The organism is Burkholderia territorii (assembly GCF_902833055.1).
GTDB lineage: Bacteria > Pseudomonadota > Gammaproteobacteria > Burkholderiales > Burkholderiaceae > Burkholderia > Burkholderia territorii.
Window position 1 is genome coordinate 583030 of sequence record NZ_CADFEJ010000002.1, and the last position, 16977, is coordinate 600006.

Sequence of the window (16977 nt, forward strand, 5' to 3'; positions counted from 1 at the left end):
GCCTGCCGTATCGTTCGATGCGGTGCGGCGATTACGCCGGCACGTCCGGCACGCAGCGTCGAACAGGAAGAGTGGTGTACCGATGATGGATCATCCGTTGCGCGCCGCACTGGCCGCGGAATTGCATGCCCGGCCGTTCCTGCGGCTCGCCGAAGCCGTGTCGCTCACGCACTACGCGATCTACGCGGACGGCCAGCCCGACATCCACGAAGCGCTGCTGCACGCGCTGTGCCGCGACACCGGCATTGCCGTGCCGCAGGACGGTGCGACTCACCTTGCAGTGCAGTCGCCGTGCGGCTGGCATCTGAAGTGGGAGCGCCACACCGAGTTTTCGACGTTCACGTTCGTCGCGCCGCGCCGCGACACCGGCTATTTCGACGATCTCGCAATCGAAGGGATTCCGGCCGCGTGGTTCGCGCGGCTCGCGGGCATCCGCTTCGTCGCGGTGCGCATGGAGTTGCTGTCGGGCGATGCCGCGCGGCTCGCATGCGGCGACCTGCGCCGCTGGATCGACGGGCCCGCGCTCGTCGGCAGCAGCGTGCTGGGCGGCGGCAAGGTGTTTTGCGACTGGCATGTGCGTGACGACGGCTTCATGCGCTTTCTCGTCGTCGACGAGGATTTTCGCGAGGAGCAGGGCGGCCGGCTGCTGCAGCGTCTCTATGAAATCGAGACGTACCGGATGATGGCGCTGCTCGCGTTGCCGGTCGCGCGCCGGATGAGCCGCGAGCTCGACGAGATCCACGCGGCGCTGCATGCGCTGATGCAGCAGATGGACGCGAGCGGCGCCGACGGCGACGACGCGGCGTTGCTCGTGAAGCTTACGCATCTCGCGGTGCGCGTCGAGGCGCTGTCGGGTTCCGGCGGCCGCTTCAGCGCGTCGCGTGCGTACGAAAAACTCGTGCTCGCGCGCATCCACGAATTGCGCGAGGAGCGTATCGAAGGAATGCCGACGATCGCCGAATTCATGGAGCGGCGCTTCGCGCCGGCGATGGAAACCTGCCGCAGCGTGTGGGCGCGTCACGAGCAGATCGCCGCGCGGATCGCGCGGGCGGTCGACCTGTTGCGCACGCGCGTGAACCTCGCGCAGGAAAAGGACGTGACGCGCCTGCTGGCCGGCATGGAGCGCACCGCACGCAATCAGCTTCATCTGCAGCATGCGGTCGAAGGGCTGTCGGTGGCCGCCATTTCGTACTACGTGCTGTCGCTCGCGACGGCGGCGTTCAAGGCGCTGCACGTGATGAACCTGCCGGTCGATCCGGAGCTGGCCGAAGGGCTGTTGATCGCGCCGGTCGTGTTCGCGGTGATTCACGTCACGCGGCGCACGCGCGCGCAGCTCGCACGGTCGGAGGGCGCGCACGACGGCGCGCCCGGGCAGGCAGTGGTGTTGAAACAGGCAAATTAGAACATCGACGACATATCAAAAGGAGTGGAGATGACTTTTACGCAAACGCAACCCGGCTTTTTCAGTGACGTCGACACATTCGACGAACCGGTATGGGACGAAGCCGGCGCGCCGGAGGGCGCACACGTGACGTCGTACCACGCCGTGTTGCAGGAACCGATGACGTCGCTCGTCGGGAATACGGGCGACCGGCCGGATGTCGCCGCGGTGGCGATTCTCGGGTACAACTGACGCGCGTTCGCGGCGCGTCGATTCGACGCAACGGAGGCGTTCATTTGCCGGCACGTCCTGTGATGTGCGGGACGTAAATCGCCGTCCCCGTCGCTTTTCCCGCCCGTTGCGCGAGCGCAGCTCCGACGAATGGTGCGTGATACGGAGTGCGATGTGAACCGGGCGGCCGCCGGTACACCGGGACGGGCCGCTCGGGTCGCCTTCGCGCGTCGCTTCAGCTCTCGAATTCCTGCCGGAACAGCTCGACCAGCATCTCCGCCGCGAGCGACAGCGGTGCGTCGCGCAGCTTGAGAATGCCAAGCGTCAGCGGCGGGAGCGCCATGCGCAGCGGTATCCGGCTTGCCTGCGTGCCGTAAGGCTCGACGTCGAGCATGCCGGCCGGACATGCGAGCAACGCGTCGCTGCGCGTCATCAGGTTCCAGCCCACGCCAAACGAGCTGATCCTGACGATGGAGGTCGGGAGTGCATGCCGCGTTCTCCGCAGATGGTCGAGCCAGTTGCTGTGCTGGCTGCCTGGCGACAGGTTCATGACCCACGTGCAGTCGACGAGCTGATCCCATTCGGTGGCGGTCGCGCGCGGATGCCCGCGCCGGCATGCCACCACGATTTCCAGTCTTTTCAGCGGTTCGAACTGAAACTCGCTGCCGATTTCCTCTTCCGCCGGCGCTGCCACCGCAAAATCAATCGAGCCGTCGCGCATCGCGTGCACGATGTGCGGCATCATCCCTTCCTCGACCGCGAGATTCGCGAGCGGCATGCGCCTGCGAAAGCGCTCGATCACTGCAGGCAGCACACCGATAAACACGATCGGCGTCACGGCGACCGAGACCCGTCCATGCTTGCCGCCGAGAATCTGCCGGATATCCTGGCGAGCCAGCGCGAGTTGCGCATGAGCGAGCCGCGCCCGCACGGTGAGTTGCTGGCCGCATTCCGTCAGCGTGACGCCGCGCGTACTGCGCGATATCAGCGGGGCTTCCAGGTCCTGCTCCAGTTCACGGATCGCCTTCGTGACCGCGGCTTGGCTCAAGTGGAGCTGTCGTGCCGCGCCGCGAATGCTGCCGGTTTCGACCAGCGCAAGCCACGCTTTCAAGTGGTGATCCTTCATGTCTCCTTCCGCGCGTCTGTTTTCCGGCGTGCAACGCCGTGCCATGGCTGTTGACCGGACGCTCTGTCGTTCGAATCGGATTCTAGCCGGTAACCCGTCTGACGTACCTCATCGGCGCCACGGCGACGCGATTCATCCGGCGGCGGCACTGACAACTTGTGGTTGTCTTCGCCGAGAAGCGTTCGTCTTATGCGATCAAAACTGGCCGGTTAGTCTTTCTTCGTCGTGAGTCCGCGTCGGGTATTCGCGGCGATCCATTCGATGAAGAACAAGGAGGAGCAACACGTGGAACAGCAACTGTGGCGCCTGAGCGCGACCGAGATGACGGCGCTCGTCACGCGCCGGGACGTCTCTTCGAAGGAACTCGTGCAGAGTTGCCTGCAGCGGCTCGAGGACGTCAATCCCCGGATCAACGCCATCGTCGACGTGCTCGCGGACAGTGCATTGTCGGCCGCCGCGGCAGCCGATGACGCGATCGCGCGACGCGAGCCGATCGGCCCGTTGCATGGCGTACCGGTCACCGTGAAGGTGAACGTCGACATGGCCGGCTTCGCGACGACAAACGGCGTGCAAGCCTTCCGGGATCTCGTCGCGCGCGAGGACAGCCCCGTGGTGTCGAACCTGCGCAAGGCAGGCGCCATCATCATCGGGCGAAACAACGCGCCGGCATTCTCGTATCGCTGGTTCACCGACAACGACCTCTACGGCCGCACGCTCAATCCGTGGCATCCGGGGCTGACGCCAGGCGGCTCGAGCGGCGGTGCCGCCGCAGCCGTCGCGGCGGGCATCGGCCCGATCGCACACGGCAACGATCTCGGCGGATCGATCCGCTACCCGGCCTACGCGTGCGGCGTCGCCGGGTTGCGACCGACGACGGGACGCGTTCCGGCCTACAATCCGACCCAGCCGACGGACCGGACACTCGCTGTCCAGCTCGCGTCGGTCCAGGGGCCGCTGGCGCGCACGATCGGCGACCTGCGTCTGGCGCTGTCGGCGATGGCCGCGGGCGACTCGCGCGACGCGTGGTGGATGCCCGTCGCACCGACCGGCGGCGATGCATCGTTTCCCGCGCGCGTGGCCGTCTGTGCGTCGCTCCCGGGCGTGCCGGCCGACGACGCGGTGACCGACGCGGTGCGTCAGGCTGCCAGCTGGCTCGAAGATGCGGGATGCGTGGTCGAGGAGGTCGTTCCGCCGAGGCTGAACGAAGCGAGCGAACTCTGGCTTGCCCTGGTCACCAGCGAGGCGATGGCGGGGCTGGGCAAGACGATCGAAACGTACGGCGACCAAGCGATTCGCACCACGTTCGCGAGCCAGCGCCGCGCCGCGCCGCAGCTGGACATGGCGGGCTACATGAACGGTCTTGCGCAACGCACGGGCCTGCTGCGCGAATGGCAGGCGTTTTTCCAGCAGTACCCGTTGTTGCTGATGCCCGTTTCGTGCCAGCGTCCGTTCGCCATCGACGAGGATCGGCGAGGCGACGCCGCGTTCCGGCGCATCCTCGACGCGCAAGGCCCGTTGCTCGCGACGGCGCTCCTCGGCCTGCCGGGGCTGTCCGTGCCGACCGGGGTTCGCGAGGGCGTGCCGACGGGGGTTCAGATCGTCGCGGGCCGGTTCCAGGAAGCGCTGTGTCTCGCGGCCGGCGAAGCGATCGAGAGCCGCGCGGGCACCTGCACGCCGATCGATCCGGTCGACGCTGCACTGCACGAGGCGCGATAGATCCATGGTCAAGTTCCTGATCGGCCTCGCCGTGCCTTATCTCGGCGTGTTGGGCTTGCTGCCCTGGGTCTCGTCCGTCGATGCCTACGTGTTCGGCGTGCCGTTCGTCTACGCGTGGATGTTCGCGTGGTTCGTCCTGACGTCCGCGTGCCTGTTCGTCTGCTGGCGCTGTTTCGACAAGCCGGCGGCCGATGCGGCCCGGCTCGAAGTCTGATTTCCCGGGGGCATACATGTCGACAGTGGTATTCGTGGGGTTCGTCATCCTGTCGTTCTGCCTCGCGCTTTACTCGCGCCGTGGCGTGGGCAAGCAGAGCGTGCACGACTTCTTCGTCGCTTCGCGGCAATTCGGCGCTTTTCTCGTCTTCTTCCTGGCGGCGGGCGAGATCTACAGCGTCGCAACGATGGTTGGCTTCGCGGGCGGCATCTATGCGAAAGGGCCGACCTACGGCGTCTGGTTTCTCGGCTACATCCTGCTCGCGTATCCGCTGGGCTATTTTCTGGGGCCGATGATCTGGAAAGCGGGGCAGCGCTACAACGCGATTACGCTCGCGGACCTGTTCGGCGGCTATTTCCGCAGCCGCTCGATCGAACTCGTCGTCGCGCTGTCGTCGATCCTGTTTCTCCTGCCGATGGCCCAATTGCAGTTCACGGGTCTCATTGCCGCGTTTCGCGGGATCGGCTGGCAGTTCGAGCCGCTGCACATGGTACTGATCGCCGGTGTGCTCGCGTTCGCCTACATCATGATCGCCGGGATCCGTTCGTCGGCCTACGTGGCGGTGTTGAAGGACATCCTGATGGTCCTGGCGATCGTGGCGACGGGCCTGGCCGTAGCCGGACATGTCGGCGTGAAGGAGGTTTTCCACGCGGCAAGCCTGCGCGTCGGCAATCAGATGAACGCGGAGCAGCTTCGTTTTGCGATGAGCACGATCCTGCTGCAGTCGCTCGGCTTCCTCGCGATGCCGTTCGGCGTGCAGATGTTCTTCACCGCGAAAAGCGCCGACACGATCCGGCGATCCCAGATCGCGATGCCGCTATACATGCTGATGTATCCGTTCCTCGTGATCGCCGCGTATTACGCGATCAGTCAGAACGTACACCTGCATTCACCGAACGAGGCGTTCTTCGTCGCGGCGAATGCCCTGCTGCCGTCCTGGCTGATCGGACTCGTTGCCGCCGCCGCCGCACTCTCCGGTTTGCTCGTGCTGACCAGCATGTGTCTCGCGATCGGGCCCATCGTGAGCCGCAACCTGCTGCCCTCGCTTCCGGCGCAGCGGCAGACAGGCGCGGCGAAGATCGTCATCTTCGTCTATCTGGCGATATCCATCGCGATGACGTCTTCGACGCCGACGCTGATGCTCACGCTGATCAACGTCACGTACTACGGCGTCGCTCAGTTCTTCCCCGGCTTGATCGCGGTGCTGTTCTCGCTGCGTGTCCGGCCGCTGGCAGTGACGGCAGGCATGCTCGTCGGTCAGGCTCTCGCATTGATGTTGTATCTGGAAAAGTTCCAGCTCGGTGGCATCAATCTCGGGTTGCCCTGTCTCGCCGCAAACGTGGCCGTCGTCGCGGCGGTCCATTACCTGCTCGGCGCAGCCACGCCCCGCCCGGTAGTGTCGCGGTAAGCGCGCCGGCCTCGACGCGCCCGATCGACTGGCAGTCGTCACGCGGTCGACGGCGCGTCGCTACTCTCCGTCACCATCGAACACGGCCAGTTCCACCGGCCTGCATCGGTCGGCCGGAAATCCAGCGCGTTCGCATTCGCTCAGGCTTCGCCAATTGTCATATGAAATGCTTCGCATTCCTTCTTTTATCGTCGATTTCAGGATTGGCGACGGCACAAGGGGCCGTGACCTTGTACGGTGTCGTCGACACGGGGTTTCAATTTCTGACCAACGCCGATGACACGGGACATCGATCGGTCGGGATTGCGCAGAGCGCATATTTGCCGTCCCGCGTCGGCCTCAGGGGCGTGGAAGAGCTGGGCAGCGAGCTGAAGGCCGTGTTCCAACTGGAGAACGGCTTCAACTCGGCGACCGGGGCAATGATCGTGGCCGATACGCCTTTCAATCGACAGGCGTGGGTCGGCCTTGACGGGACCCTCGGGAAGATGACGTTCGGACGCCAGTACAGCGTGCAGTTCGACAGGGGGATTTACTACGATCCGACCTATTTCGCGGCCTACTCCGCTCTCGCCCTCAATGCCATCCCGCAGGCGACGATCCGCGTGAACAACTCGGTGAAGTTTACGTCGCATCGGCTTGCGGGCTTCACGACCGAAGCCATGTACGGCTTCGGCCAGCAGATGCCCGGCAACACGTCGGCCGGGCGGTATATCGGCGCCGCGCTCGAATATACGGCCAATCGCTTCACGACGACTGCGACGGTCGAGCAGATGGACGGCACGGTTTCGGCGGCGAGCGATCTTTCGTCCCGCGTCGACCGGCGCTACGCGTTCGCCGCGCGCTACAACGCGCCGACGTGGGCGGTGATGGCCAACGTCACCCGGATTACGGGCGACCTGCAATTGACGCCGCGCGGCACCGTGTACTGGCTGGCCGGCAACATGTTCGTCACGCCCACGGTTCAGGTGTATGCGATCGGCGGCCGCTACGATTACCAGGGCCGCGTGGAGCATCCGATGATCTTCGTGGCGGGAACGCTCTACGTGCTGTCCAAGCGCACGTTGCTTTATGTGAACGTCGGCACCGCGCGGAACCAGGGAGGCAGTTCGCTCGGCGTGAACAGTTACGCGTCCGTCGGGCAGCCTGGCCGGAGCCAGCTCGGTGTCTCGTTCGGTGTCGATCAGAAGTTCTAGGCGGCCCGGCATGGCGGGACGGCCGGACCGGACGAAGGCGGGTCGACGACCCGGCAATCTGCCACCAGCTCATGCGGAGCGGCTTATCCCCGTTCAGGACGGCTGCCGCATCGATTCCGGATCGACCGTCCGGCTCTTCGCGGACTGCCCGTCCCGCAGATCCTTGTACCAGAAGAGGGCGACTTCCCCGTCGTTCGCGCCGTCGGCGTACAGGAAGCGGTCGTGTCCGCCGATGACGAAGCCGGCGCGCGCGTACGTGCAGCAGGCCGCGACGTTGTTCGCCTGCGTTTCCAGCCGCATGAAGCCGAAGCCGCGGTTGCGCGCCCACGCTTCCGCGGCCGCCAGCAGGAACTGGCCGATCCCTTGGCGCCGGCAATCGCGGTCGACCGCGAGTTCCGCGATCTCGGCCATCCCGTTCCAGCTTTCGGTGATTGCGATGAATCCCGCGAGGCGCCCGCCCGCGCTCGCGCGGAACAGCGCGGTGCCGCCGGACGCCTCGCGCGCCCAGCCGGCCGGATCGAAGCCGTAGTCCTTGCGCCGCACGGGCAGCGCGCGCAAGTCGAGCAGATCCTGGTACGGCGCATTCAGCTCCCACGCGATCTCGAACGAAAAGTCGCATCCGTTCAGTTCGTCGGCGGGCAGATCGACCGCCTGTTCGATGCTGATGTGCTCGGCTCGGTGCATGTGTCGGTGTCCTGTCTTCAGCGGGATTGCCGGGTGTTCTTTCCGGGGCGAGCGCCGTCGCGTCGCGGCGGGTTGGATCGCGCCCGTTCCAGTGTCGAATTGCTGCGCTCGCACAATGCTTCCCCCCGCGGCGCGGTTCAACGCCCGATTATGCGGGATATCGGCGCGGGCGCCGCACCTGGAACGCGCATGCAACGTCGCGATGCATCGGCACCGCCCGCGATATATTCAGCGCTGCATATCGAAACGACGAGCGATTGGACGCTCCGGATTCAGCAGCACGGGAGCATCGAGTTGAATTCGATGTGGCGGGAGCAACCCGAAGAGAGGGGAGACGCGAGGCCGAGTGGTTCGCTGGGCAGGTACGGGCGCGGAGTCGAGGCACATTGATACACGAACTCCCCCGGATTTTGCGAGCACGCCGACGCGGTATCACGGCTGGCTGAATGAGGATCGGGCTCCGCCGTGTTGGCGCGTGGCGGCCGATGAAGCCGTCTGGAGTCAAGCAGTCGGCGAAACAGGTGCCGTGTGGAGTCGATATGCCAGTCTTGGTGTTCGTTCGTCCTCCGCATGAGTGCGCACGGGTGGCGCACTCATGCGGTTGCATCGCGAAGACCGGCGCGACTCGCGACATCGCATCATGGCTTTCCAGACTGGCTCGATGGCAGTTCGATCAGGTCATCGACAGGAACATCAAGTGCGCTGGCCAGCTTCGACATCGCGTCAGTAGTGCCAACACGCTGACGGGTTTCCAACTGGCTGAGATAGGGCTTGCTGATCCCCGCTCGTGCTGCAAGCACGTCTTGGGTCATGCGGCGATGATTGCGCCACGCGCGAACGGGATGATCGCCTGCCAGTTCGGCATCGAGTACGGCGGCCGGGATGCGGTGGCCGTCGTCGCTTGCCTTGGCGTGCGCGAACAGCGCTTCATCTTCGAGATCTTCCAGCAGGCCCTTCACGCGGTCCCACAGTTCGATCGGAACCACCGCAAAGGCTCGGTGGCCGTCCTGCTCGATAAATTGAACTTCGGTCATTTGTAGGCACCTCCACGGGGTTTGACGGCCAGCACAATGATTACAACGCGGCCATCTTCGATTTCATACAACACGCGCCAATCTCCCACTCGGAGCCGGTAGCCGGGCTGGCCCGCCAGCTTCTTCGCGTTCGGATTCGGTGCGTAGGGATCGGCGCCAGTACGTCGATCTTTGCCCGAATCGTCACCGAAATATTGCGCGGCATCGCCTTGAGGGCTTGGGCGGCTTGTTTGGTGAATTCGATCGAGTACATAGCCCGATTGTTAGCAAATTGCTAACAATAATGCAAACAAAGTTAGCTGAGGTTTGGCGCGTGGCGCGACAACCGATAAAGCCCGCAGGCACTGTGGAAGGTGTTCGTCGTCGCGAAGGCGGTTACATGAGAAATGCCCGGGACCATCGGAACCAAGCTCGGCGTCGTCCGAGCCGAGCACGAAGGCGGCGCTGGCGCGACCTTCGTTCACGGCGACCATCCGGACATGCACGCATGCACGTGCGCCCGCACGCGCCGCGCGTCATTCACGGCCGGTCGTGCCGCACCGGCGCACCACCGGATGCGCGGGCATCGCCCTGTACGAATCAGCGGCGACGCGCGCCGCGAACGCGCGTCGCCTGCCGCTCGTCAGATGCTGATCGCGACCGGACCGGCCAGCGGCGTGTAGCCGTCGTCGAAGAGGAACCACGCATCGTACTGGCCCGACGGCAGCGCGCTGTTCGCCGTCGTCGAGAACAGCAGCGACCCGGTGCTCTTCGGCAGATATGCCCACGACTTGTAGCCGCCCTTGGTCGGTTGCGCGCCGCGCGGGTAAATGCCGACCCAGTTCTTCGGGCTGTGGCGCCACGGCGGCACGACGTAATCGAACCGCAGCGTGCCGTACGACGCCCCCTGCGACGACAGCGCGGGCACGTACTTCCCGTTGGTATTGCCGATCGCCGAATCGGTCAGCAGCGCGCCCGCTTGCGTTTGCACGCAGCCGGCCACGCGGCGCAGGAAGTTCGGATCGTTCGCGTCGCGGATGCTCGCGTCGTACCAGCCGGCGTCGCCATACCACGTGACGGCCTGCGTCGCGCCGGCCGGCACGCTGACCGACTGCGGCGTGTTCATCCCGTACGCGTTGTCGACGAGCTGGAACGTCGTCGCGCTTGCTCCTGCGGTGTTGTCGAGCGTGATCTGCACGTTGCCGTTCTGCACGTCATAACAGAGGCTCACTTCGGCCGACGAACCGGCATTTCCCGACGCGCCGACGTTGCCGCGGAACGTCTGCACGAATCCGTTCGGCCCGTAGACGGAATAGTCGTAGCCGCCGGCCGAATTCAGCGCGAGCGAATCGGACAGCGTCGTGCACGCGCTCGCGCCCGCGCCGATCGTGTATTGCCTCGGGATCGTGCTGGTGCCGTCGACCCACACCTGCAGATGCACGCCCGCCGCGCCGGTATTGGTCATCGTCAGCGCAAGCGCCTTGCCGGACCGGTTCACCTTGCCCTGCACGAAGAACTCGTACGGCAGCCGGCATGCGGCATTGCGGCCGGCCGTCTGTGCCGGCACGGCGGTGGTGGTCGCCGGCGGGATGATGACCGTCCAGCCGTTCGGATCCATGTTGCTGGCCGGGCTCGGGATCGCGGGCACCGTCTGGTCGGGATTGGTGAAGTCGAACGCCGACGTGAGATCGCCGCACACGGTGCGCCGCCACGGCGTGATGTTCGTTTCCTGGAGCCCGAAGCGCGTTTCCAGAAAGCGGATCACCGACGTGTGGTCGAACACCTGCGAGTTGACCTTGCCGCCTTTCGACCACGGCGAGATCACGAACATCGGCACACGCGGGCCGAGGCCGATCGGCACGTCGCCGCTTGCTGAACCGTCGGACGCCGCGCCACTGCCGCCGACGAATTCGGCCGCGGTCGAGACCGTCGACTTTCCGGTGCCGGCGTATGCGCTGGCGGGCACGGCCGGCGGCACATGATCGAACAGGCCGTCGTTCTCGTCGTACATCACGAGCAGCACCGTGCTGGCCCAGACCTTCGGATTCGACGTCAGCACGTTGAGGACGTTGCTCACATACCATTCACCGCCACTCGCGGCCCACGACGGATGTTCGCAGTACGCGTAGGGCGCGGCGATCCACGATACCTGCGGCAGCGTGTCGTTCGCGACGTCCGCCTGCAACTGGCTGAACAGGCGCGTGTCGTACTCGGTGCCGCCGCCCGTCGGATCGATTTGCGTGCCGTTCAACGCCGGCGCGAGCGGATCGTTCGGGCCGAGATTCTGATACTGCTTGAAGTTGAGGATGACGTTGTCGCCGTAGTTGCCGTTCCACCAGAGATCCTTGCCCGAGCCGTTGTATTCGCCGTGGCCGTGGGCGGCGTCGAGCCCGTTGCCCTTGTCCTGGTAGAACTTCCACGTGACGCCGGCCGAGTTCAGCCGCTCCGGCATCGTGGTCCAGCCGGTGCCGGTCATCGTATTGGTCGTATACGGCGCATAGCCAGGCACGTTGCCGCAGCAACCCGTCCACAGATACAGGCGGTTCGGGTCGGTCGGCCCGAGCATCGAGCAGTGGTAGCTGTCGCACACGGTGAAGGCGCTCGCCAGCGCGTAATAGAACGGGATGTCGTTCTGCGTGAAGTAGTACATCGTGCCGCTGGTCTTCGCGCCGGCCCAGTTGTCGTAACGGCCGTTGTTCCACGCGCTGTGCGTGCCGCTCCAGCTGTGGTCGAGGTCGCCGTAATAGGTGTCGCCGTTCGCGCTGCCGGCCGGCGGAGACGGGTTGAACGGGAAGACGTACGACAGCAGCCATGGCTGGCGCCAGACCGGGTACCCGCTCGAGATCACGACCGGGCGCGGATCGCCGAAGCCGCGCGCGCCGCGCAGCGTGCCGAGGTAATGGTCGAACGACCGGTTTTCCTGCATCAGGATCACGACGTGCTTGACGTCCTGGATCGTGCCGGTGACGGTCGCCGCCGGAATCGACTGCGCGCGCAGGATGCTTTCGGGCAGCATGCCGGTGACGGCCGTGGCGCCCGCGAGCTTCAGCGCATCGGTCAGGAACTGACGTCGTGTCGTGGATTTGTTTTGCATGTTCGCTCTCTGTCATGAGTCGCCGGACGGACAGCCGGACGCAGCCGCGCTTCACGCGCCGCGCGTTGCAACGGCAGTCGCGCCGGGCAAGGGCACGTGCCCGTCAGTGGCAAGCCGTGGCGCAGTGCAGCACCGGCGCGGCGGCCGTGCTCGACACCGATGCGCGATTCGCGGCGAGGTTTCCGGCCGCGCCGGAATCGCCATCGCCGCAACCGGCGAGTGCGCAGAGAAGCGCGATCATGAGCGCGCCACGCCATTGCGGAACATGACTTTCGTTGCTGGCGCGTGGAGCGGCGTTGTCGCGACTCGATTCGAGTCGGATTCCTGAGTGATGGATGTGCGTCGTTCCTGTTCCTGCTTTCATTGCCCCTCCAGAAATGAAATGAACAGCGGAGAATATCGTCCGAACCGGAACAACTTCATGACAGGCCGGACGCGCGTGCCGGCGACGTGCGGCAGCCTTGCTTCATGATGGGTCGCGCCCGGTTGCGCGGCGTACTACGGCAACGGCACGCCGTCGATCGAATCGCCGTGGAAGCGGGTTCGTTCGACATCCGACGGCATATGGCCGGGCGACACGCGTCGTGTGTTCGTGCTCGCGCGCCCTTCTTCGCGACAACGCAAGCACGCCGGTGCCGCGTCCGGGGAATCATCCGCCCGGCGTGCCGCCTTCGGTATCGAGCGCGACGCCGAGTAGATGCTCGATTCCATACCGGGCAGCGATCGGCTCCGTGACGAACGCGTTGTCGTCGATCACCCGATCGCGCGCATCGCGTGACGCAGTTCCTGGTAGCTGCGCAGGCCCGTCACGCCGAGTTCGCGGCCGATCCCGCTGAGCCCGAAACCGCCCCAGCACACGTGCGGGTAGATGAGCTGCGGTGCGTTGATCCACACGAGGCCGGCGCGCACGCGTTTCTGAAACTGCTTCGCGATGTCGGCGTCGCGCGTCACGACCGTCGCGACGAGCCCGTAGCGCGTGTCGTTCGCGAGCGCGATCGCCTCGTCGTCGGTGCGGAACGACTTCACGCACGCGACCGGGCCGAACACTTCGTCGGTCCACAGCAGGTTGTCGGCGGCCGGCTCGGCGACCACGACCGGCGCCATGAAGAAGCCCTTGCCGCCGCTCTCGGCGACGCGGCCGCTGAACGCGACGCGCGCACCGGCCGCGATGCCTTGCTCGAGCAGCGCCTCGACGCGCGTGCGTTGCGCGGCGGAGATCAGCGGCCCCATCGCGACGTGTTCGACGGAAGGCGGCGCGACGACCAGCGCGCGCACGGCCGTTTCGAACGCGGCCATGAAGCTGCGGTACAGGCTGTCGTGCACCAGGATGCGCGCGGTGGCCGAGCACATCTGGCCCGCGTTCGTGAACGCGCCGGCCACGGCCAGCGACACCGCCATGTCGAGATCGGCGTCGTCGCGCACGATCAGCGACGACTTGCCGCCGAGTTCGAGCGTCACGCGCTTCATGTCTTCCGCCGCGGCCTGCATGACCTTGCGGCCGGCGGCCGTGCTGCCGGTAAACGAGATCTTGTCGATCAGCGGATGCGCGGTCAGCGCCGCGCCGACTTCCGCGCCGCCGTTCACGACGTTGACGACACCGTCCGGCACGCCGGCTTCGGCGATCAGGTCGAGCAGTGCGTGCTCCGCCGGCGACGTCAGTTCCGACGGCTTCATCACGACCGTGCAGCCGGCCGCCAGCGCGGGCGCGAGCTTCCACGCGGTCGTGACCATCGGGAAGTTCCACGGCATGATCAGCGCGGCCACGCCGACCGCGTCGTGAAAGCGCTCGGCCGCGACGGCGTCGCTCGGCAGCGCGACCGGCTCGGCCGCGAACAGCGCCGGGTTCTCGCACAGTTGCGCGTAGTACGCGAACGTCGCGGCAACGTCGCCGACGTCGGCGTCGGCCTCGAACGGCGGCTTGCCGCTCACCTGCATCTGAAGCGCCGCCAGGCGTTCGCGATTGGCTTCCACGCGTTCGGCAATCGCCGCGAGCAAGCGGCCGCGCTCGGCGGGCGGCGTGTCGCGCCAGCCCGCGAACGCATCGCGCGCGGCGCGGACCGCGGCATCGACGTGCGCGGCCGTCGCGAATTCCTGCCAGCCGATCGTCTCGCCGGTCGACGCATTGAAGATCGGCGCGCCGGCTTCATCGGAGTGCATGCGCACGGGATGGCCGGCGATGCGTGCGGCAGGCAGCACGACGGGCGAGGTGGAAGAGGAAAGATCAGCGGTGGTCATGAACGTTTTCCTGTCGATCGGGTTAGCGGCACGCGACGCCCGGCATCACGCAGAGCATCTCGAACGCGAGGTTCGCGCCGACGAGCGCGGTGGTGCCGTTCGGATCGTACGGCGGCGACACTTCGACGAGATCCGCGCCGACGAGGTTCAGTCCTTTCATTCCGCGAATGATCTCGAGACCCTGCTGCACCGACAGCCCGCCGATTTCCGGCGTGCCGGTGCCGGGTGCGAACGACGGGTCGAGACCGTCGATGTCGAAGCTGAGGTAGACCGGCGTGTCGCCGATGCGTTCGCGCACTTGCGCCATCAGCGGCGCGAGCGACTTGTTCCAGCACTCCTCCGCCTGCACGACGGTGAAGCCCTGCTGGCGGCACCAGTCGAAATCCTCGGCGGCGTAGCCGGTGCCGCGCAGGCCGATCTGCGTGACCTTGTCGCATTGCAGCAGGCCATCCTCCACCGCGCGGCGGAACGGCGTGCCGTGCGCGATCTTCTCGCCGAACATCGTGTCGTTCACGTCCGCGTGCGCGTCGACGTGCACCACTGCGAGCTTGCCGTACTTTTTATGCAGCGCGCGCAGGATCGGCCATGCGATCGTATGGTCGCCGCCGAGCGTGATCGGCCGGCAGCCGTTCGCGACGATCTCGTCATACGCGTGCTCGATGCGACGCACCGAATCCTTCAGGTCGTAAGGGTTGGTCGCGACGTCGCCGATGTCGGCGACCTGCAGCGAATCGAACGGCGCCGCGCGCGTGGCCATGTTGTACGGGCGCAGCAGCACGGATTCGGTGCGGATCTGACGCGGGCCGAAGCGCGAACCCGAGCGGTTCGACGTGCCGAGATCGAGCGGCACGCCGACGAAGCATGCGTCGAGGCCGTCGGTCGTGGCGGCCTGCGGCAGGCGCATCATCGTGGCGATGCCGCCAAAGCGCGGCATCTCGTTGCCGCCCATCGGCTGGTTCAGTTCGCGGTGCATGAAGCCGTCTCCTCTTTCTGATGAAAAGCGATCGGCCGATGGTAGAGGAGAACGCGGACGCGAAGATCCTGAAGTCGCGACGTTTACATCGACGCGATTCGATGCGAGTGGCGCCGCCGCATCGACGCGGCGTGACTCGGCGGGCGATCGGCGGCCGGTCGGCGGGCCGTCGGCGTCGGAGCGGATCAGCGCGCGATCGCGGGCGGGGGCGTGTCGTCGCCGTCGTGCGCCGGGGCAACATGAAACGCCGGCGCGGCCGATCCCCATGCCACGAGCTCGCGCTTCGTGCGCACGCCGAGCTTCGCGAACGCGCGCTTCACGTACGACTCGGCCGACGCGACCCGCACGCCGAGGATCTCGGCGGTTTCCGGCACGGTCTTGCCGGAGATCAGATGCTTGCAGGTCTCGTATTCGCGCTTCGACAGCTTTACGCCGTCGGCCGCGATCCGTGCGTCGAACTGCGCGAGCGGATGCACTTCGGGCGTCGGATGCGCGACGCGCCGCGCCGCGGTGGTCGACGCGTGCAGCTCGAGCAGCGGGAACAGCACGTCGCTGATGCTGCGAAAGCGGTTCATCTCGGCGAGCGTGAACGGCGGCCGGTCGCGGCCGCGTTCCAGCGCGATCGAATGCTGCGCGTAGCGGGTGCCGCGTGCGAGCACGCATTCGTGGCCGATATGCACGTCGTCGAACAACCGTTGGCGGAATTCGCCGGGCGGAATCGCCGCGATATCGCGCACGACCAGCATCGTGCCCGTCTTGCCGCGCAGCCCCGCGAACAGCGGGTCGCTGTCGAGGAAGCGCTCGTAGTAGAGCGTCATCACGTCGGAGATCCCGGCGGTCGCGGTGCCGATGCCGCTGCTGCCGATCCATTCGCAGCGGTAGCCGGTGGGCATCGTGCCGTCGACGCGCGACCGTTCGACATGCGCGACGTCGAGCGGCACCACGTCGTTCAGCAATTGCGTGAGGCGCGGCACGAAGTGCGGCGTGCCGACCGTCTCGATCAGCTCGCCCAGCGCCTTGAACGACACGTCGAAGCGGTCGGTGTCGCGGTGGAAGGGGTTCACGTTGAGCAGCATGCGGTTCCCCGGTGAAAAGCGGCGGCGATTTTAGCGTCGCAAGCCGAACGCGTCATTAGGGGGAAATACGGTACGGAGTCCTGCGACGTCGCGCGCCGGAAAAACGCGGCTTGTCCCCCCCGAAGGGGGGCATACCGGGGCAGTGTAAATGAGTAACTTTGTCTCTGCTTTTTTTCAATCGAGAGACGAAAGATTCAGATGACCAAACTGATCAAGGACATCCTGCCGCTCGGCGCAGGCATTGGCGAATTCACGAAGCTCGACTTCGGGATGGACGAAAGCGACTGGCGCGCGGCCGAAGGCAAGAGCGGCAGCTATCTCATCGGCTGGTGGGAAGGCAAGGTCGGCTCGGTGGAGTTTCCGGAAACGGCGGCGGACGAGGCGGTGTGGCTCGTCGAGGGCCGGATCGCGCTGACCGACGTGGAAGGCAATCGCAAGGAATTCACGCCGGGCCAGGGCTATCTGCTGCCGGCCGGTTTCGCGGGCCGCTGGGAGACGATCGAGGACGCGAAGAAGTTCTACGTGCTGCTCGAGAAGTCGTGATGCGCGGCCGCCGCCGTGGCGCCGTCGTCGGATCGACGCGGGCCCGGCGGCGGTTGCATGTTCGATCGGCCGCGATCACGCGGGATGGCT

At 66.1% G+C, this 16977-nt stretch carries 15 protein-coding genes; 7 read left to right on the forward strand and 8 right to left on the reverse strand.

Going from position 1 to position 16977, the window contains the following annotated elements:
- Positions 1 to 82: 82 nt before the first annotated feature.
- A complete protein-coding gene (locus tag HW466_RS07205) occupies positions 83 to 1402 on the forward strand; it encodes a DUF3422 family protein (RefSeq protein ID WP_151004312.1) in 1320 nt (439 codons plus the stop codon).
- A 30-nt stretch (positions 1403 to 1432) separates the two neighbouring features.
- Positions 1433 to 1633 (forward strand): hypothetical protein, encoded by a 201-nt coding sequence (locus HW466_RS07210; protein WP_151004314.1) that lies wholly within the window; start codon positions 1433 to 1435, stop codon positions 1631 to 1633.
- A gap of 214 nt (positions 1634 to 1847) precedes the next feature.
- Here the strand turns inward: HW466_RS07210 and HW466_RS07215 are convergent, their stop codons facing one another.
- The gene (locus HW466_RS07215; protein WP_063551033.1) at positions 1848 to 2738 is read right to left on the reverse strand and encodes a LysR substrate-binding domain-containing protein; all 891 of its coding nucleotides are present in this window, start codon (positions 2736 to 2738) and stop codon (positions 1848 to 1850) included.
- Between the two features lie 285 nt (positions 2739 to 3023).
- Between HW466_RS07215 and HW466_RS07220 the strand changes: the two genes are divergently transcribed.
- From HW466_RS07220 to HW466_RS07235, 4 genes are all read left to right on the forward strand, one after another.
- Complete coding sequence (locus tag HW466_RS07220; RefSeq protein WP_151004316.1) at positions 3024 to 4454, forward strand: amidase family protein; 1431 nt, start codon at positions 3024 to 3026, stop codon at positions 4452 to 4454.
- A gap of 4 nt (positions 4455 to 4458) precedes the next feature.
- The gene (locus HW466_RS07225; protein ID WP_063551035.1) at positions 4459 to 4668 is read left to right on the forward strand and encodes a DUF3311 domain-containing protein; all 210 of its coding nucleotides are present in this window, start codon (positions 4459 to 4461) and stop codon (positions 4666 to 4668) included.
- 16 nt (positions 4669 to 4684) lie between these two features.
- A complete protein-coding gene (locus HW466_RS07230) occupies positions 4685 to 6076 on the forward strand; it encodes a sodium:solute symporter family protein (protein ID WP_151004318.1) in 1392 nt (463 codons plus the stop codon).
- A gap of 161 nt (positions 6077 to 6237) precedes the next feature.
- Positions 6238 to 7269, forward strand: coding sequence for a porin (locus tag HW466_RS07235; RefSeq protein WP_151004320.1), 1032 nt, complete (start codon positions 6238 to 6240; stop codon positions 7267 to 7269).
- 93 nt (positions 7270 to 7362) lie between these two features.
- Here HW466_RS07235 and HW466_RS07240 read toward each other — a convergent pair whose 3' ends face one another.
- The 7 genes from HW466_RS07240 to HW466_RS07270 form a co-directional block, all read right to left on the reverse strand.
- Complete coding sequence (locus HW466_RS07240; protein WP_059508107.1) at positions 7363 to 7953, reverse strand: GNAT family N-acetyltransferase; 591 nt, start codon at positions 7951 to 7953, stop codon at positions 7363 to 7365.
- 638 nt (positions 7954 to 8591) lie between these two features.
- Positions 8592 to 8987 (reverse strand): helix-turn-helix domain-containing protein, encoded by a 396-nt coding sequence (locus HW466_RS07245; protein WP_081060109.1) that lies wholly within the window; start codon positions 8985 to 8987, stop codon positions 8592 to 8594.
- Positions 8984 to 9076, reverse strand: coding sequence for a type II toxin-antitoxin system RelE family toxin (locus HW466_RS32205; protein WP_338144974.1), 93 nt, complete (start codon positions 9074 to 9076; stop codon positions 8984 to 8986). The genes HW466_RS07245 and HW466_RS32205 overlap by 4 nt, the downstream gene beginning before the upstream one ends.
- Positions 9077 to 9609: 533 nt before the next feature.
- Positions 9610 to 12060: a phosphocholine-specific phospholipase C gene (locus tag HW466_RS07255; protein WP_151004322.1), complete on the reverse strand. Its 2451-nt coding sequence runs from the start codon at positions 12058 to 12060 to the stop codon at positions 9610 to 9612.
- Between the two features lie 753 nt (positions 12061 to 12813).
- The gene (locus tag HW466_RS07260; RefSeq protein ID WP_174905497.1) at positions 12814 to 14295 is read right to left on the reverse strand and encodes an aldehyde dehydrogenase family protein; all 1482 of its coding nucleotides are present in this window, start codon (positions 14293 to 14295) and stop codon (positions 12814 to 12816) included.
- 22 nt (positions 14296 to 14317) lie between these two features.
- Positions 14318 to 15268 carry an agmatinase gene (gene speB / locus HW466_RS07265; RefSeq protein ID WP_059508113.1) on the reverse strand — a complete coding sequence of 317 codons (951 nt, stop codon included), beginning with the start codon at positions 15266 to 15268 and terminating at the stop codon, positions 14318 to 14320.
- A gap of 185 nt (positions 15269 to 15453) precedes the next feature.
- Positions 15454 to 16344 carry a helix-turn-helix transcriptional regulator gene (locus HW466_RS07270; protein WP_174905498.1) on the reverse strand — a complete coding sequence of 297 codons (891 nt, stop codon included), beginning with the start codon at positions 16342 to 16344 and terminating at the stop codon, positions 15454 to 15456.
- Between the two features lie 198 nt (positions 16345 to 16542).
- Between HW466_RS07270 and HW466_RS07275 the strand changes: the two genes are divergently transcribed.
- Positions 16543 to 16887: a cupin domain-containing protein gene (locus tag HW466_RS07275; protein WP_059447616.1), complete on the forward strand. Its 345-nt coding sequence runs from the start codon at positions 16543 to 16545 to the stop codon at positions 16885 to 16887.
- The last annotated feature ends 90 nt before the right edge of the window (positions 16888 to 16977 follow it).

Coding starts and splice junctions, on each gene's coding strand:
- HW466_RS07260 (WP_174905497.1), bottom strand. CDS start 14,295: ATGACCACCGCTGATCTTTCCTCTTCCACCTCGCCCGTCGTGCTGCCT.
- HW466_RS07255 (WP_151004322.1), bottom strand. CDS start 12,060: ATGCAAAACAAATCCACGACACGACGTCAGTTCCTGACCGATGCGCTG.
- HW466_RS07210 (WP_151004314.1), top strand. CDS start 1,433: ATGACTTTTACGCAAACGCAACCCGGCTTTTTCAGTGACGTCGACACA.
- HW466_RS07245 (WP_081060109.1), bottom strand. CDS start 8,987: ATGACCGAAGTTCAATTTATCGAGCAGGACGGCCACCGAGCCTTTGCG.
- HW466_RS07205 (WP_151004312.1), top strand. CDS start 83: ATGATGGATCATCCGTTGCGCGCCGCACTGGCCGCGGAATTGCATGCC.
- HW466_RS07235 (WP_151004320.1), top strand. CDS start 6,238: ATGAAATGCTTCGCATTCCTTCTTTTATCGTCGATTTCAGGATTGGCG.
- speB (WP_059508113.1), bottom strand. CDS start 15,268: ATGCACCGCGAACTGAACCAGCCGATGGGCGGCAACGAGATGCCGCGC.
- HW466_RS07240 (WP_059508107.1), bottom strand. CDS start 7,953: ATGCACCGAGCCGAGCACATCAGCATCGAACAGGCGGTCGATCTGCCC.
- HW466_RS07230 (WP_151004318.1), top strand. CDS start 4,685: ATGTCGACAGTGGTATTCGTGGGGTTCGTCATCCTGTCGTTCTGCCTC.
- HW466_RS07275 (WP_059447616.1), top strand. CDS start 16,543: ATGACCAAACTGATCAAGGACATCCTGCCGCTCGGCGCAGGCATTGGC.
- HW466_RS07225 (WP_063551035.1), top strand. CDS start 4,459: ATGGTCAAGTTCCTGATCGGCCTCGCCGTGCCTTATCTCGGCGTGTTG.
- HW466_RS07215 (WP_063551033.1), bottom strand. CDS start 2,738: ATGAAGGATCACCACTTGAAAGCGTGGCTTGCGCTGGTCGAAACCGGC.
- HW466_RS07270 (WP_174905498.1), bottom strand. CDS start 16,344: ATGCTGCTCAACGTGAACCCCTTCCACCGCGACACCGACCGCTTCGAC.